The organism is Paenibacillus sp. V4I3 (genome assembly GCF_030817215.1).
GTDB lineage: Bacteria > Bacillota > Bacilli > Paenibacillales > NBRC-103111 > Paenibacillus_E.
Genome location: NZ_JAUSZA010000001.1, coordinates 4,623,474 through 4,638,734, shown reverse-complemented (window position 1 = coordinate 4,638,734; position 15,261 = coordinate 4,623,474). Strand labels below are relative to the sequence as shown.

Sequence of the window (15,261 nt, the reverse complement as noted above, 5' to 3'; positions counted from 1 at the left end):
GTTCATTGCTCCTTTCCTTAGCATCTTGTTTAATTATTTACCTACAAGTAACGAATTATGCCGTAATTATCAAAAGTCAAATCTCATAATTTGTTTAATTGGATGTAATGATGTTCAAATCTTGTAAAGAAGTGCTCATATGACTTTTTGTTTTTTCATAGTGAGACCTAGCCTTATTTAGTTGTTCATTAGTTAAGCGGTCCATTGAAATAATCTTGAATTGCTGCCAATTAAGATCATAGTTGTAAGTTGGAAGAAAGCTCGGCTTGCTTAATTTAATTGTGGATTTATCTAACATTTTGGTTTTGATAACTTCTATGGATGCCATCCCTCCAACTTTTGTATATAACTCGCTCTGACCAGATAGAAAATTTCCGAGTGAATAAAGAACTAAGGTTTCATTTCCGTTTTTTCCTCTTACCCATGCTGGAGGTTGTAGAACATGAGGGTGATTACCGATAACAATATGAACACCAAGATCCGCTAGTTTTTGGGCGAGACCAATTTGAGCTTTATTCGGGAACCGTTCATATTCGTTACCCCAATGTACAGCAACCACAACGACATCGGATATTGGTTTGGCCTGTTCCACATCATTATGTATTTGGGTCTCGTTAATGATATTTACCAAATAAGACTTTCCTTTGGGAAGTGGAATTCCGTTGGTACCGTAGGTGTAACTCAAAAACGAAAATGTAATATCATTCTTGGTTATCGTCCTAATCCTGTCATGATCAATTTGTGATTTGAAAGCCCCTGTGTAAGGGATTCCAAGTGTGTCCCAGTAAGTAAGAGCACTTTGAATAACCTTCACTCCTCTATCAAGGGAATGATTATTAGCAATAGTTACAAGATCCACTCCTGCATCTTTCAATGCATCTCCAACTTCATGCGGGCTGTTGAATGAAGGATAGGTGGAGAGCCTCAGCTCCTTGCCTCCAATCATTGTTTCTTGATTAGCAACAAGAATATCGGGAACTTGTAACATCCGTTGAATTTCTGCAAACATTTTTTTAAAGTTGTAAGTTCCATCTCTTTGCTCTGCATCGGCGTAGACGCGATCGTGAATCAAAATATCACCGATTGCTCCTAAAGTGACTTTGGTTACTACCGACTCTTTTTCTCTAGATGAGATGGGTAGTGATGGCTTGATAGGTGGCAAGGTCTGATATGCTTTTGAATTTATCTCGTTAGGTTTTGTGAAGCTATGCAAGCAGCCGGAGGCCAAAAAGAGGATTGAAACAATCACAGCAATACGTAGCATCACGATAAACCTCTCCTGTTGAGTAGAATGGTGATTGCCCCGTTAGTATTCCCCTACCGCGGCGTAGTTCATGATTAAACCTTGTCATGAAAAATAAAAAGCTTATCCCATTTGGAATAAGCCGCCGATTTCCATCCATGTAATCGCCTCGAGCATCGTATTAGACTGGTTTTTGATGGTTGGTGTAAACCCCGATTATAGATAAGACAGCTGCTACGCCATTAGCAATCGCATTCATCTCATCGTCTTGAATAATATCTAGTCCGTAAGCGTTCAATATCAGCTTGGCTGCTCCTAATAAACCCAAAGTTAACGTATAATAGTTCACTTTCATTTCTCTCACCTCCTATAAAAATAGGATGATATATCTTATGTGAGAGATTAAGAGTCGGACATATCCAAATGGTATGGTTCCAAAAGCTCAAAAAAGTGCTGCCACCCTTATTCAGAGGTTGGCAGCACTTTTACTTTTTACTAGATCAGTCCGAACTCCTGACCGACCTTCTGCAATCTATCTAAGGCAAAAGATAAGTCTTCCTTTATATGCTGAGCCGTTACAATAAGCCGCACGCGGCCTTTATCCATGGCGACCGTTGGATAGATGATTCCTTGGGCGAATACGCCTTCTTCCAGCAAACGATCCGAAAAGCGCATTGTTTGCGTGGGATCGCCTATGATAATCGGTATGATAGGTGTCTCACTAGCGCCGGTATCAAAGCCTAACCGTTGTAGAGCTGCTCGGAATCCATTAGCGTTATCCCAGAGCTTTGTTACTAAATCCGAGCTTTCCTTAAGTACTTGAATAGCGGCCAAGCATGTTGCTGCAACCGCTGGTGTTTGCGAGGTACTGAACAGAAACGGCCTTGCCGTATGAATCAAATGCTCTTTCAAGAGCTGGGCACCGGCAACATAGCCACCAACGGCTCCGATTGCTTTGGATAAGGTGCCTATTTGAATATGCACTCTTCCATGAAGACCGAAATGGTCCGTCGAACCTTTACCGTTGGTGCCAAGGACTCCGCTCGCGTGGGCATCATCCACATACACAATAGCGTCGTAGGCTTCTGCTAATTGTACAATGTCGGGCAGCGGCGCGATATCGCCATCCATACTGAAAACGCCATCCGTCACAACGACGCGTTTACGATGCTTTTGCGTTTCTTTCAAAATGGCTTCAAGTTGATTCATGTCCTTGTGGGCAAAAATTTTGCGGCTCGCTTTCGTTAAGCGAATGCCATCAATGATACTCGCGTGATTCAGCTCATCGCTAATCACCACATCATCGGGTCCAAGCACCGCTGACAATGCGCCTTGGTTCGTTGTAAAACCGGATTGAAACACAAGGGCCGCTTCAGTCCCTTTAAACTTGGCAAGCTCGATCTCCAGTTCATCGTGAATATCGAGAGTTCCCGTAATCGTTCGCACCGAACCGCTGCCAACCCCATACTTCTCGATAGCAGCGATCGCAGCTTCCTTGAGCTTCGGATGATGGGTTAAGCCCAAATAATTATTGGAAGACATTTGTAGAACTTTCTTACCATTTAGGTACATCCAGGAGTCGGAACCGCTCTCCCATACTTTAATCGAGCGGTATCTTCCTTCTCGCTTCCACGCTTCGATATCCGCTGCCAAATCGTTCAAATAGTTCATGTGAACCTCCTAAGAGTTTTGCGGAGCAAAACTTACTTCGTAAGCATCCGCTTTGGAGTTTTGCCCTAATGTGTAAATACAATTTTGCCGCATTGACCTTGATCCATTAACCGGAACGCTTCCTCATACTGATCTAGTGTGAATCTATGTGTAATAACCGATGCCAGATCAATTCGCTTCTGGTTCAGTAATCCCTTCATTTGATACCAGGTTTGGTACATCTTTCGTCCAGTAATCCCTTCAACGCGCAGCCCTTTAAAAATAATTTGATTCGTAAGGTCAAGGCTCACCTCTTTGGTTGGAATACCGAGTAAGGACACTCTGCCCGCATTAGCCGCAGCTTCAAAGCCGTCTACGATGGCCTGAGGATTGCCGGACATTTCAAGAACAACTTCAACGCCTTCTCCATCCGTCATTTCTCGGAGAGCCTTGGATATACGCGTTTCCATGGCGTTAATCGTATAATCCGCGCCCATTTGCAGAGCGAGCTCCAAGCGGTTAGGGTTAATGTCCGCGGCATATATAGCTCCTGCTCCGCAAGCTTTAGCTACTTGAATGGCCAATAAGCCAATCGGGCCCACACCAATAATGGCAACCGACTTTCCTACAATGTCGCCTGACAGTACCGTTTGCACTGCGTTACCAAGCGGATCCTGCAAGCAAGCGATTTCATACGGCAGGTCAGCAGCATTATGAATGATGTTGGTTGCCTTCACAACGGCATATTCGGCAAAGCAGCCAGGTGCTGTAATCCCGAAGCTTTTGGTATTCGGGCAAACATGCGCATTTCCCGTCCGGCATGCTTTACAGCTACCGCAAACCATGTGGCCCTCCGCAGAAACATAATCACCGATTGCAACACCCATGACCCGTTCTCCGACTTCCATAACAATGCCTGCGAATTCATGACCAAAGACGTTCGGCGTTACGACGGTTTTGTCTGCCCAAGCATCCCAATTGTAAATATGTAAGTCTGTTCCGCAAATTGAAGTTGCTTTAATGCGGACAAGAACCTCATCGGCTCCGCAAGTCGGAATAGGCACTTCTTTCAAAATGGCACCAGGTCCCCTGTGCTCTTTGACCAATCCAATCATGGTAGCGCCCATCATCGTTCCCCCAAGTAAAGTTTAATATAATGCACAAACGTGCGTTTTATCATCTATATACCATATTATACAAATGTATGTTATATTGTAAATAGGCATTTTCACTAAACGGAAAATAAATATTGGGGGACCTGAAATGAACGAACCGATTCATAAAATGGTGGGTCGAAAACTGTTAAACATTCGCAAAACAAGAGGATTAAGCTTAGATCAAGTCGCTGATCTGACTGGAGTCAGCAAAGCGATGTTGGGGCAAATTGAACGAGGAGATTCGAATCCGACGATTTCCGTACTTTGGAAAATTGTGAGCGGCTTACAAATTTCGTTTACAAGTCTAATCGAAGATACTGAACCGAAGATTACAGTTGTCCGCGCAGCCGGGCTTTCTCCCTTTGAAGAGGAAGATGGACAGTATCGCGCGTTCCCGCTCTTCCCTTTTCACCCTCAAAAGAGCTTTGAAATTTATACGGTCGAAATGGATCGCGACTGCAGCCATGCGTCCGAACCTCATAATGAGGGCGTTGAAGAATACATTCTCATGGTAGAGGGAAGTCTGGATCTAACCATTTCCCAGGAAAGCTATACGCTCAAAGCTGGCGATGCCATTCACTTCTCAGCAGATCGTCCACATACGTATACGAATACATCTGATGCTAAAGCCGTATATAAAACCTTAATTTACTATCCGCCTTCTTAATTTTTATGAGCTACGGTCCACCTATATCTATTAAATAACGCAAGCTGCCGAATACCAAGGCCGCTTGCGTTATTTTCACATTATACCTTGACTAGTGTCTTGTAAAATTGCTCGATTTCAATCGGCTTTCCGCCGTTCAAACGCGATTCCTCAGCAGCAAACGCCATCAGATGGCTTCGCACAGAAGCAGCCGCGGAAGATTCACTTTCTCCCCCTGCATACGTACGAACCTCGCGAAGAAAACTGCGCACGATGCCCACATCGCCGCCGCTGTGCCCTTCTTCGGATGCATGGACATGAATCGCATTCTGCTCATTCGTCACAAAATCATGCACAGTGAATGTACGCTCTTCCATGTTTCCTCTGATTTCACCCTTCGTTCCCATGACTTGCACAATGCGCGTATTATCCCGCGTAAACCCGCACATGCTGAACATCGCGGTAGCCCCGCTGGCAAATTCCATATTCACTACCTGGTGGTCAACGACATTGTTATCGCTGCGGTACACGCATTTGCCGTATGGCGTTGTGCGCAGCGCCTCAAGTATGCCCTCTAAGCTAGTATCTGTTGTGAATTTTGCTGCCCAGCCTCGGCCGGAGCCCAAATAATATTTGGGCGCATGGTATTGACAGGTGGCTTCTGCTGGACAGCCGTCAAGACAACGTGCAGGTGAGCCTTCTGGTGCGTTCTCCTCATTAAAATGCATTAGTGAGCCGAATGAACTAACACGCTCGCAAGGCTCCCCCATGATATACGATAAAATATCCATATCGTGGCACGATTTGGCCAAGATCATCGGACTGGATAGGTCCGAGTTATTCCAGTTGCCGCGTACAAAGCTGTGCGCCATATGCATATTGCCGACATTCTCATTGAGTTGAATGGAGACAATTTGTCCAATCTTCCCTTCATCGATGACACGTTTCATCGCCGTCCAGAACGCCGTATAACGCAGTACATGGCATATCGTCAGCAAGCGATTATGCTTTTTAGCCATAAGCTCCATTTCGACGCATTCCTCTGGACTTGGAGACATCGGCTTTTCGAGAAGAACATGATATCCAAGCTCAAGCGCCTTAAGCGTCGGCTCATAATGCATTTGATCCTGCGTACAAATGATGGCAATATCCGCCAGCTTCGGCTGCGCCAAAAGCTCTTCCCAATCCGCATGGGCATGCTCCTGTGGAATTCGGTGAGCAGCAACGAAAGCTGCCCTCCTATCCTCATCCGGTTCCGCTACCGCGATAATATCAAGCTCGTGAGGATAATTAAGCGCATAAGGCGCATAAGCATGGGCACCGCGACTGCCGGCTCCCAACAGAATGGCTGTAACTTTTTGCATAGTTGGTCTCTCTCCTTATGATGTCTGTTAGGACTTACTGCCTGTAAAAGCAATCCCTTGAATAAATGAGCGTTGGAAAATAAAGAAGATAATAATCATAGGCAAAATGGCCATCATAGAGCCTGCCATAATAATCGTATAATTCGTTTTATGCTCGCCTTGGAGGAACGCAATACCGGCTGACAGCACCATTTTGTCTGGTGAGCTGTTGACGATAAGCGGCCACATCAGATCGTTCCACGACCACAGCATGGTGAAAATAGCAAGAGCGATCATCCCCGATTTTGCCAAAGGCAGCATGATCTGCCAATAAATACGAAATTGATTGCAACCATCAAGCTTCGCGGCTTCTTCCAGTTCGTGCGGCAATGTCATGAAAAATTGGCGCAGCAGAAATGTGCCGAAAGCGCTGAATAAGCCTGGAACAATGAGTGCTGTAAGCGAATTGAGCCACCCTAAGTCTTTCATAATCATATACTGCGGAATGAGGAATACTTGACCCGGCACCATAAGTACGGACAGCATCAGAATGAAAAAGAAATGACGCCCCGGAAAGCTGATTCGGGCAAAAGCATAAGCAGCTAGCGAGCAAATGATTAATTGACCGATTACTTTTATCACCGTTGAAATAAATGTATTCCAGTAAAAAGTGAAAAATGGCAAGTTCAAAAATACCTTCGTATAATTGCTCCATTGAAACGTTTTAGGAAGAAGAACCGGAGGTATCACAGTTGACTCTCCTAACGTTTTCACCGATGTAAGAAACATCCAGATGAATGGAGTTACCATGATGACAGCACCTAGGATAAGAATAAGATGAATGAACCCGGTCTGAACCGATTTTCGTTGATGGATTCTGGTGTTCATGCAGCCGCCCTCCTCATTCGTAGTGAACCCATTTCTTCTGAATTTTCATTTGAATATACGTAATGATCATAATAATAGTAAACAGCAGGACAGCGATTGAGGACGCGTAGCCCTTGTTATTTTTCAAGAAGCCGTATTTATAATATAAGAACACAATCGACTGCGTAGATTCCATGACGATATCGCCTACCATCATATATATGAAGTCGAATACCTGAAAGGCGCCAATCAGTGAAGTAACCAGTACGAAAAATATGGTTGGCGTCAAGAGAGGTATCGTAATACGCATAAATTTAGTTACAGGCCCCGCACCGTCAATGGATGCGGCTTCATAGTAGGAAGATGAGATACCTTGGAGTCCGGACAGAAATATAATCATGTGGCTGCCAATGGAACACCAAATGGCAACAATAATAATCGATAACAACGCTGTGCGATTATCCGTCAACCAGTGAGGCCCAGGAATTGACAATAAACCAAGTAAGTAATTGATCAAACCGAAATCAGAGTTGTACAGCCATTTCCAGACCATTGCGATCGCGGCTGGCATGGTTACGACCGGAAGAAAATACATTGTACGGTATATGGACAACCCTTTGACCTGCTGATTTAGCAGAACAGCCAGCAGGATGGACAGGATGATCCCGATCGGCACAGCTAGAACGATATAAATACTTGTATTCCGGATAGCTTGAAGCAGCTCTTTATCCGTAAACAGCATCTTGTAATTCGCTAAGCCAGTCCAGGTGTATTTCCCAAAAGCCCCCCATTCCGTAAAGGAAAAATAAAAGGTTTGGAACACAGGCCAAATATAAAACACCAGCAAGCCAAGCATTAGTGGCATAATCATGATATATGCCCACTTCCAATCGGATAAACGCTTCGAGCTGAATCGCATGTTTACTCACTCTCCTATGAGTGGAATTGGGGAAGGAGATCCGTTTGGGCACGTTGCTTTCCGAAACGGATCCCCGTAACCTTATTTTTCTGCTGCTAATGCTTGGTTCATCTTAGCTCCGAGCTCTTTGGCCGCATCGGCTACAGGTTTATCTCCCGTCCATGCATTTTTCAAAATTTCTGTTTCGTAAGTATTCCAAACCGAAGTATTTTTGGACACAGGGTAAGGTGTCGCATACTCTGCCATGTCAATGAAAGCTTTTGCTTTATATTGCGGGAATGTAGCTAACCAAGAAGTCTCGCTGCCCTTGTAAGCCGGAATCGCTCCACCTTGTTTCGCAGCAATTTCAGCCGCTTCCTTGGAGCCAAGGAATTTAACGAATTCCCATGCTTCTTTCGGATGTTTGGAGTTCGCGGATATCACATGACCCAAACCGTGAATGACAACACCTTGCTTTTTCCCTTTTGGCAGCACGGCTACGTCTGCCTTGTTTTTCATATCGGCGTTTTGATTGATAGTAAACGCTGCCCAAGAACCGTCAAAATACATAGCGAGCTTGCCTGAGGTGAACATATCCGCTGGTGCAGTTTCCGTCATCTGAGCTAATGTCGGAGATACTTTATGAACTTGAATCAGATCGGTCAAAAATTTCAAACCTTCAATCGCTTCCGGTTGATCAAAACCTGATTTCTTATGGTCATCAGAAATGACAAAGCCGCCAGCTTGAAGAATCGTATTGTAGAAATCCTCCTGATTCATCATTGGAGCAGCGAATCCGTAGGTACCTTTTGCAGGGTCCGTTAATTTCTTAGCCGCTTCCGTCAGCTTGCTCCAATCCCACGTGCTATCCGGGTAGGAAATTCCTTTATCATCGAACAGCTTTTTGTTGTACCACAAGCCAATCGTGTCAAAGTCTTTAGGAATCCCATAATTTTTGCCTCCTAGGCTATAGAGCGAAACCAGCGAGGTTGGATATTTGGTGAGGTCTAACTGATCGGTCTTGATCGTCTCAGTCAAATCCTTTAACATGCCATTACCTGCATACTTGACGAAATTAGGACCATTCATCCAAAGTACGTCTGGCATCGTCCCGCCTTGAGCGGCCGTTTCTAATTTGGTGAAATATTGTTTGTACGGCGTATTCTCCGCTTTTACTTCAATATTCGGGTGACTCGCTTGGAACGCTTTGATGACATCGGTCATCGTATCCATACTCCAGCCGCCATAAGTAATGGTTACCTTTTCTGCTGATACTGCAGCTGTTGCTTTCGCATCGCCTTTGGGAGCTGCTGTGGATGTAGTACTAGATGAACCAGAATTACCGCAAGCGCTTACAACAACCATTGCCGACATGAGCGTTGTGATGAGAACAACCTTTTTTGTTTTGTTGACCATTTCGCTATCACCCTTTTTTCTTTTTTTAGGATCGAAAATGCAAATCGTACATACGCCGAAAACCTATTTCACCCCCCTTCAGTTCGTCCAATGTTATTGGCACCAAACACTGGACAACGTTATCCAGTATTCCAAAAAAAAAATTAGTTTCTAGTAAATACAGATGATTGTCTCACAATAAGTCGATGCGGAAGCAGCACTTTGGAAAGCTGCGGTTGCTCGCCATTCAGCATATCCAACAAGGTTGAAGCTGCTGTTGTGCCTATTTCGACCTTTGGTACATGAACCGACGATAACGGCGGTGTTGTATATTGGGCAAAATCAATATTATCCATCGAGATGAAAGCAATATCCTCTGGAATACGTAATTGGTTCTCAATGACAGCTCGCATAGCAGGAATCGCTAATTGGTCGCTCGCCGAAAATATCGCCGTAGGCCGTTCCAGGTCTGTTCGCTTCAAACGCTCCATGATACTCTCATAACTGCGGTCGATTTCCCACCGGGTGTCTATCACCCATTCTTTGTTTAAAGGAATACCCGCATCGTATATGGCAAATTTAAAGCCTTGAAATCTCTCTTCGCTATTTAATTCACTTGTATGACCTGGTCCGCCGACAAAACCAATCGATTGGTGCCCTTGCGCAATGAGATGATCGACAGCTGACTTCGCGGCGTGAATACGGTCGTAATCAACCATGGTAATGTCCGTACCGTTCGTACAAATGCCGATCAGCGCTAGATCCTCCGCTTTTAGCAAATAGTCAACGATCTCGGAGCCTACTTCGCCAACGATAATAATGCCATCGACTTGTATGTCATGTATGCAACGATGAAGCAGCGCTTCGTCTTTAAGCTCATCAGAGGTATGCATGAAACCCAGTGAATAACCGGATTCCAATATTTTCTTGGTAAACGCAGTAATGATCGGAGAGTAATACGGGTGATCGTCGTTCAGACGAGCCGTTTGAATGATACAGCCAATTTGCTTCGTCTGCTTTTTCTCCACCTTTTGTTTGTTTACAAGGTGACGCGCCGATTCATTAGGTGTGTAATTCAATTGACGCACAGCCTCCCAAACCTTGGCCTTTGTCTCCGGGTTGATGTGCCTGCTGGTATCATTTCTCACTACGCGTGAGGCTGTTGAAATGGAGACTCCGACTAAATCTGCAATATCTTTGAGAGTAGGCAATTCATACAGCTCCTTCTATCTAAACCTATATCCAACTTTTGCCCAAACGTTATCCTGATGTTTGGGGCAACGCTTTCTTACAGAATAGTTCATCTCTTTATACGTTGTCAATACGTTTGACACCTTAAATCACAAAAAAAGAGCTGCCACCTTTTACTTCAAAGGTATGCAGCACTTTTTTTCAAACTAGACATTTATTTCGAAGGAGCAGGTTCAGCTGTTACCTTATACTTAGAAGAAATATAAGTGACAGTTTTCGCTTCCGTAATCACCTGAGCGTACATCATATCAGGTTTCGGGTCGAGCAATGTATACGTAATGACAGCCTGCCCGTCTTCGTTAAACTGGATCGCATTGACTTCAATACCGTAGCCTGAGTTAGGTTTATCACCTCTGGACAGTGTAACCTTGTTAACATCATCATTTACTTTCTCAACCTTTACCGCTACTTCTTCAGTAGGAGCCGGTTTTTGAGTATTAGCTTCCATTACGCGTATAGCGTTATAGAGCCAACTTGCTGCTTCTCCACGCGTAAGCTCACTTTTAGGATTAAACTTACCGTCCTTATCAAGGGTAGTAATTTTGTAAAGAAGCAGTCTCTGTAAAGTGCCTTGATAATCAAGCGTAATTTGATCCTCATCCTTGATTATGATGAACATTTTGACCAGCGGGAAATTGCCTTTCTTTTCTAAGGCACGAACTAATAAATCCCCAAATTGTTCGCGAGTAATCGTCGCATTCGGGTTCACATCCTTAGGAATCTGCAATCCGTGATAATGAGCAATGATAAAAGCGTCCGCATACCAGGCATCATTGGAGATGTTCGAATACATGTCCGTTGCTACAGGCTGTTTTTTGAACTTCATTAAATCTAAGTTCAGGTCCAAGCCTTTTACAATCATTTGCACGCTCTGTGCATAGCTAATTTTCCCTTTAGGAACAAAGTGCTCGTGATCGATCCCACTTACGACACCACGTTCTTTTAAGGCCAGAATGGATTCTGCTTGTCCTTCGTCTAAATCCGAAAAAGCAAAAGCTGAACCAAATGTCAAACTACTGCACAATAAGGTTGTTAACGTTATAGCGGCTATTTTTTTCATCAGCTCTGTTCTCCTTTGGGCATGTTTTTGTATAACCCGTTTTCTGAGTTACTTACATAACGTTGAGCAGTCAAATTATGTTGCAGATGAGCCAAAACAAATAACCAGCAGCCTCTGGCTACCGGTTTAATCGTTTCACGTCTTTACAGCGTTGGAGCATTCAAAGCAGTCTCAATGTTCTTCAAGTCGAATTGAATCTGCTCCGTAACGCCAGAACCGACCTCTTCCACGATGCCCATAGGCTCGTGTCCGATCACATAGTCTTCCTGTAAATTGGGGATCATCCCGTGAATCAAGTGCAAATCAGAACCGCAGATCGCCGTAGTCGTCATTCGAACGATCATATCGTCGGCTTTCTCAATCTTCGGATCGGGTACCTTTCACAACGACATTTTTGATTGAAACGTAACAGCTTTCATGCTTTATTTCCTCCAATCATGTTATTGATCTGGTGTCCGATCAAACATGCCTTTACGCGAGGTGTCGTCTGGAAACAGCTTCATTTGAGCCATTTGAACCGCATTAATCGCCCCTAGCTGATCTAGTTTAAATTGTTCGTTGAGTTTATAAGGATGGAACCATTTCTTCCTCATCATAAGATCGGATACCTCTTGATGCAGTGCTATACCTTGATGAAGCTGGCTGCGGAGGATCGCTCTTGCGCCCTCAGACGCCGTTTCCGTTAAGGCAATCGCGGTGTTCCTAACTCCTTCTTTGACTCGGATGAGAAAATCCATAGCAAATGTCATGTCGGCCATCTCTGGCATGTTGAGAGCATTCTCGGGTCACGCAAAGTGTTTTGAAATTGAGGATTTCATGCAATTCCAGGGACTCATGCGCTGCAAATGTGGGTTGATTTACCATAGGGTCACCTTCAATGGTATGTTGTCCTTGAAATGTAAGGTTATTCATCAAATTGCCTCCCACATTATTCAATTGGTATGAAAGTACTTTCATTGTTAAGAAGAGATAAATTTACCTGTCAAGGAATTATTACTCATCGAATTCTAACGAAATTCTAATAATGGTGAATTAGGCTAGGACGATATGGCTTTCGGCTCTATTCGGTAAATTTTAGGGATTTTCAACTGTGATAAAGTGATAGTAGGTGCAAGATACACCTCAGCTTTTAAACCAAAAGGAGGAAGTTAATTCATGAAAAAAATGAATAAGAACTACCTTGGAAAAAAGACAATATTATCTTTAGGCTTAGCGCTCACCATGTTTAGTGGCTTTTCTACTAGTGCTCTTGCTGCCCCAGTAGCAACAGCCACCGTGAATAAGGGTGTTAACTTCCGAGCCGATCAGAGTACGAGTGCACCCATTTGGGGATTTATTAAACAAGGCACTGTACTGCCTGTTGAAGCTGCCAATGACTACTGGGTTTTAGTCGATTACAATGGAAAACAGGGCTATGTTTCACGCTCTAGTGTAACCGTACATGAAAATAAACCTGCTCCTACACCTGCGCCTGCACCTGCCCCTTCTAATCCGGCTAATGGCGGCAGTTTAGCGAATAAAATTATCAAGACAGCTTCCTCATTTAAAGGCCGGGTCACCTATGTATTTGGTTCGAGGGATCAGCAGCGTTTGCATTTAGATTGTTCTTCCTTCACGCAGTATGTATTTCAACTAAATGGCATTCAAATTCCATGGGGATCTAAGGCTCAAGCCAAATTGGGCACATACATTCCACGTAATCAGCTCCAACCGGGTGATTTGGTATTTTTCAGCGTAAGTACACCAGGCCAAATTAACCATGTGGGCATCTACATAGGTAATGGTCAATTCATTAACAATTTACCGCACAAAGGTATAGTCGTCGGTGACATCAATAGTTCATATTGGACAAGCCATTACATCACAGGCCGCAGAATCTAAGCCATTAGATCTCTATTATGTAAATAAGAACCCTTCCTTTTCTTAAAGGTGGGTTCTTTTTCATTCATCTCCTTATCTCCTTATGAAATATTTGGTTTATTTTGGTAGTAGACACATATAATGATCTTAGCTTCCGAAGGACAGGCATGAGTTATACATGAGAGGACAACCATATATGCAGGATTGGTTCATTATTTTCATGTACAATTTATTCACGAATATCGATAACGCAATTATGATCCAGCTTTCTCTTCATAAATATAACCTCCGAGGTAAAATTAAATTTTATATTTTTATGCTCCTCTGCTTGCTTCGTATTCTATCTATTGCTTGTGTACAATCGATGTCAGATGTGCCCTACATCAATGTTGCAACAGCCCTCATTATGTTCTTCTTTGCCATTCGGATGGTTATGCCTAAGAAAATGATGAGAAGACATTTTACCTATCTGTTCATCTTCAGCAGTGTTGCAGCCTTAGATTTAATCATGAGTATCGATAGTATCTTGCTGACAGCAAGGCTATCAGATAACTTATTATTCATCGCAATGGGTGTATTGCCAGCTTTATGTCTCATCTTTTTATTTTCCTCTAAAATGGAAGAATTCATTCAAAAAATGCCCTGGATTGAAGTCGCCATCGCCGGCTTATTAGCCCAATTAGCTGTCCTACAGTTAAAAAAAGAACCAGATATCCTACATTTGCTGCAAGAGGAATGGTTCGATTTAATGGCCATCACCGCCATGTGCATAATCTGTAGTGTGGGTTGGTTCAATCTTTGGAGGAAGACGTATTGACTTCAAACTAATTCCCCATCAGTACCAAAATCAAGCCACTCGCGGTTGTCAATGCACCTTCCGCATGGGATGATTGACCGCTAGCTATGATCTGATTCCCTTCGGCATGCGATAAATCCCCCAATGCCGATGTCCTCTGCCTCAGAGCAAACCCCCAAAGCTTGCGCCCCACAAGCCATTTCTATCCTCTCCTTTATAGTGATTCCGAATATATATTCTGTTCTACTCTGTATCTGAAATTGCCGGTCTTCTATGAGATGGGTTATTTTTGTGAAATTTCAGATATAAAGCTAAAACTTAGCGATCAGACTTGCGCGGCGCGACGAGCTGTAAGCGCCTTTTCGGCGCTTATCGGGTTGGCTTGTACGGCGGTGGTAGTGCTGGTTCGAGCCTCACAACATATATCCCTTCCATTTTCTTTCTACAACACTTATCCGCAGATCGGTTTGTACACAAAAAGCAGAACCGAAGGTTCTGCCTAATCGCACTTAAAATAAAAGGTCAATCCCGAACATTTCTTATCTCGTCCATGCTTATTTTAGCTCTGCCGTTGAGCGATTTCTTGTCTTTTAAGTTATATTGATTCAGCTCATGTCCTGGGTCAATAATCAATGGTTTTGAAATAACATCTTCTAGAATCTTATAGGTAAGTTGATAGGCCGAATGCCTTATTTCTCTAGAAACTACCTTCTTTGAGGATTTAATTATATCCATAAGTTTTTCGGCATACATAAGTTTAACGATACTATCGGCTCCCATAATATGGCGCGAAGCAAAGGCAATCACAGTGTCAAGAATTCGAGAATCCTGATGATATTTTGCTAGTGACTCTAAGCTTGTGATTGCATCCCAGTCTCTTATCGATAGATGCTTTGTGCAGTTATCGATCCATTCGTTGTACCAGTCAATTTCGATTTGACTATTTATTTCGTATGTCTTATATTCTTCGAAAACACCATCACGATGCATTTGAAAAAAATGCCCTCGATACAAATCGAATAATTCTTTTGCTCTCAGCCGTTGCTCCTCCAAGTATCTCACCACTTTTATCATATATTCTTTGCTAAATCATAA

16 protein-coding genes and 1 pseudogene are annotated in these 15,261 nt (G+C 43.5%); 3 read left to right on the top strand and 14 right to left on the bottom strand.

Features of this window, described 5'->3' with window-relative positions; genetic code table 11:
• Positions 1-94: 94 nt before the first annotated feature.
• From QFZ77_RS21330 to tdh, 4 genes are all read right to left on the bottom strand, one after another.
• On the bottom strand, positions 95-1,264 hold the full coding sequence (locus QFZ77_RS21330; protein WP_307449708.1) for a CapA family protein: 1,170 nt from the start codon (positions 1,262-1,264) through the stop codon (positions 95-97).
• Positions 1,265-1,424: 160 nt separating this feature from the next.
• Positions 1,425-1,598 (bottom strand): hypothetical protein, encoded by a 174-nt coding sequence (locus tag QFZ77_RS21325; RefSeq protein ID WP_164484181.1) that lies wholly within the window; start codon positions 1,596-1,598, stop codon positions 1,425-1,427.
• Positions 1,599-1,738: 140 nt separating this feature from the next.
• Complete coding sequence (locus tag QFZ77_RS21320) at positions 1,739-2,914, bottom strand: glycine C-acetyltransferase (RefSeq protein WP_307442471.1); 1,176 nt, start codon at positions 2,912-2,914, stop codon at positions 1,739-1,741.
• A 65-nt stretch (positions 2,915-2,979) separates the two neighbouring features.
• Positions 2,980-4,020 (bottom strand): L-threonine 3-dehydrogenase, encoded by a 1,041-nt coding sequence (gene tdh, locus QFZ77_RS21315; RefSeq protein WP_307449705.1) that lies wholly within the window; start codon positions 4,018-4,020, stop codon positions 2,980-2,982.
• 136 nt (positions 4,021-4,156) lie between these two features.
• Here tdh and QFZ77_RS21310 point away from each other — a divergent pair, with 136 nt between their 5' ends.
• Positions 4,157-4,717: a helix-turn-helix domain-containing protein gene (locus QFZ77_RS21310; protein ID WP_307442469.1), complete on the top strand. Its 561-nt coding sequence runs from the start codon at positions 4,157-4,159 to the stop codon at positions 4,715-4,717.
• Positions 4,718-4,797: 80 nt separating this feature from the next.
• Here the strand turns inward: QFZ77_RS21310 and QFZ77_RS21305 are convergent, their stop codons facing one another.
• The 8 genes and pseudogenes from QFZ77_RS21305 to QFZ77_RS21270 all read right to left on the bottom strand — a co-directional run bounded on the left by QFZ77_RS21305 (position 4,798) and on the right by QFZ77_RS21270 (position 12,277).
• Positions 4,798-6,060, bottom strand: a complete 1,263-nt coding sequence (locus QFZ77_RS21305; protein ID WP_307442467.1) for a Gfo/Idh/MocA family protein — start codon at positions 6,058-6,060, stop codon at positions 4,798-4,800.
• 27 nt (positions 6,061-6,087) lie between these two features.
• Positions 6,088-6,927 carry a carbohydrate ABC transporter permease gene (locus tag QFZ77_RS21300; RefSeq protein ID WP_307442466.1) on the bottom strand — a complete coding sequence of 280 codons (840 nt, stop codon included), beginning with the start codon at positions 6,925-6,927 and terminating at the stop codon, positions 6,088-6,090.
• Between the two features lie 13 nt (positions 6,928-6,940).
• Positions 6,941-7,825: a carbohydrate ABC transporter permease gene (locus tag QFZ77_RS21295; protein WP_307442464.1), complete on the bottom strand. Its 885-nt coding sequence runs from the start codon at positions 7,823-7,825 to the stop codon at positions 6,941-6,943.
• A gap of 81 nt (positions 7,826-7,906) precedes the next feature.
• The gene (locus tag QFZ77_RS21290) at positions 7,907-9,220 is read right to left on the bottom strand and encodes an ABC transporter substrate-binding protein (RefSeq protein ID WP_307442462.1); all 1,314 of its coding nucleotides are present in this window, start codon (positions 9,218-9,220) and stop codon (positions 7,907-7,909) included.
• A 143-nt stretch (positions 9,221-9,363) separates the two neighbouring features.
• Positions 9,364-10,410: a LacI family DNA-binding transcriptional regulator gene (locus QFZ77_RS21285; RefSeq protein ID WP_307442460.1), complete on the bottom strand. Its 1,047-nt coding sequence runs from the start codon at positions 10,408-10,410 to the stop codon at positions 9,364-9,366.
• A gap of 194 nt (positions 10,411-10,604) precedes the next feature.
• Positions 10,605-11,510, bottom strand: a complete 906-nt coding sequence (locus QFZ77_RS21280; RefSeq protein ID WP_307442457.1) for an S-layer homology domain-containing protein — start codon at positions 11,508-11,510, stop codon at positions 10,605-10,607.
• 200 nt (positions 11,511-11,710) lie between these two features.
• Positions 11,711-11,936 (bottom strand): annotated as a pseudogene (locus QFZ77_RS21275) (alcohol dehydrogenase catalytic domain-containing protein); the annotation flags it as partial.
• 14 nt (positions 11,937-11,950) lie between these two features.
• On the bottom strand, positions 11,951-12,277 hold the full coding sequence (locus QFZ77_RS21270; RefSeq protein ID WP_307442455.1) for a spore coat protein: 327 nt from the start codon (positions 12,275-12,277) through the stop codon (positions 11,951-11,953).
• A gap of 388 nt (positions 12,278-12,665) precedes the next feature.
• Between QFZ77_RS21270 and QFZ77_RS21265 the strand changes: the two genes are divergently transcribed.
• Together QFZ77_RS21265 and QFZ77_RS21260 are read left to right on the top strand one after the other, a co-directional pair.
• Positions 12,666-13,391: a C40 family peptidase gene (locus tag QFZ77_RS21265; protein ID WP_307442453.1), complete on the top strand. Its 726-nt coding sequence runs from the start codon at positions 12,666-12,668 to the stop codon at positions 13,389-13,391.
• Positions 13,392-13,548: 157 nt separating this feature from the next.
• A complete protein-coding gene (locus tag QFZ77_RS21260) occupies positions 13,549-14,187 on the top strand; it encodes a TerC family protein (protein ID WP_307442451.1) in 639 nt (212 codons plus the stop codon).
• Positions 14,188-14,194: 7 nt separating this feature from the next.
• Here QFZ77_RS21260 and QFZ77_RS21255 read toward each other — a convergent pair whose 3' ends face one another.
• Positions 14,195-14,359 carry a hypothetical protein gene (locus tag QFZ77_RS21255; RefSeq protein WP_307442449.1) on the bottom strand — a complete coding sequence of 55 codons (165 nt, stop codon included), beginning with the start codon at positions 14,357-14,359 and terminating at the stop codon, positions 14,195-14,197.
• A gap of 329 nt (positions 14,360-14,688) precedes the next feature.
• Positions 14,689-15,219 (bottom strand): hypothetical protein, encoded by a 531-nt coding sequence (locus QFZ77_RS21250; protein WP_307442447.1) that lies wholly within the window; start codon positions 15,217-15,219, stop codon positions 14,689-14,691.
• Between the last annotated feature and the right edge of the window lie 42 nt (positions 15,220-15,261).

Coding starts and splice junctions, on each gene's coding strand:
- tdh (WP_307449705.1), bottom strand. CDS start 4,020: ATGGGCGCTACCATGATTGGATTGGTCAAAGAGCACAGGGGACCTGGT.
- QFZ77_RS21330 (WP_307449708.1), bottom strand. CDS start 1,264: ATGCTACGTATTGCTGTGATTGTTTCAATCCTCTTTTTGGCCTCCGGC.
- QFZ77_RS21265 (WP_307442453.1), top strand. CDS start 12,666: ATGAAAAAAATGAATAAGAACTACCTTGGAAAAAAGACAATATTATCT.
- QFZ77_RS21260 (WP_307442451.1), top strand. CDS start 13,549: ATGAGAGGACAACCATATATGCAGGATTGGTTCATTATTTTCATGTAC.
- QFZ77_RS21295 (WP_307442464.1), bottom strand. CDS start 7,825: ATGCGATTCAGCTCGAAGCGTTTATCCGATTGGAAGTGGGCATATATC.
- QFZ77_RS21325 (WP_164484181.1), bottom strand. CDS start 1,598: ATGAAAGTGAACTATTATACGTTAACTTTGGGTTTATTAGGAGCAGCC.
- QFZ77_RS21280 (WP_307442457.1), bottom strand. CDS start 11,510: ATGAAAAAAATAGCCGCTATAACGTTAACAACCTTATTGTGCAGTAGT.
- QFZ77_RS21310 (WP_307442469.1), top strand. CDS start 4,157: ATGAACGAACCGATTCATAAAATGGTGGGTCGAAAACTGTTAAACATT.
- QFZ77_RS21305 (WP_307442467.1), bottom strand. CDS start 6,060: ATGCAAAAAGTTACAGCCATTCTGTTGGGAGCCGGCAGTCGCGGTGCC.
- QFZ77_RS21300 (WP_307442466.1), bottom strand. CDS start 6,927: ATGAACACCAGAATCCATCAACGAAAATCGGTTCAGACCGGGTTCATT.
- QFZ77_RS21320 (WP_307442471.1), bottom strand. CDS start 2,914: ATGAACTATTTGAACGATTTGGCAGCGGATATCGAAGCGTGGAAGCGA.
- QFZ77_RS21290 (WP_307442462.1), bottom strand. CDS start 9,220: ATGGTCAACAAAACAAAAAAGGTTGTTCTCATCACAACGCTCATGTCG.
- QFZ77_RS21270 (WP_307442455.1), bottom strand. CDS start 12,277: ATGCCAGAGATGGCCGACATGACATTTGCTATGGATTTTCTCATCCGA.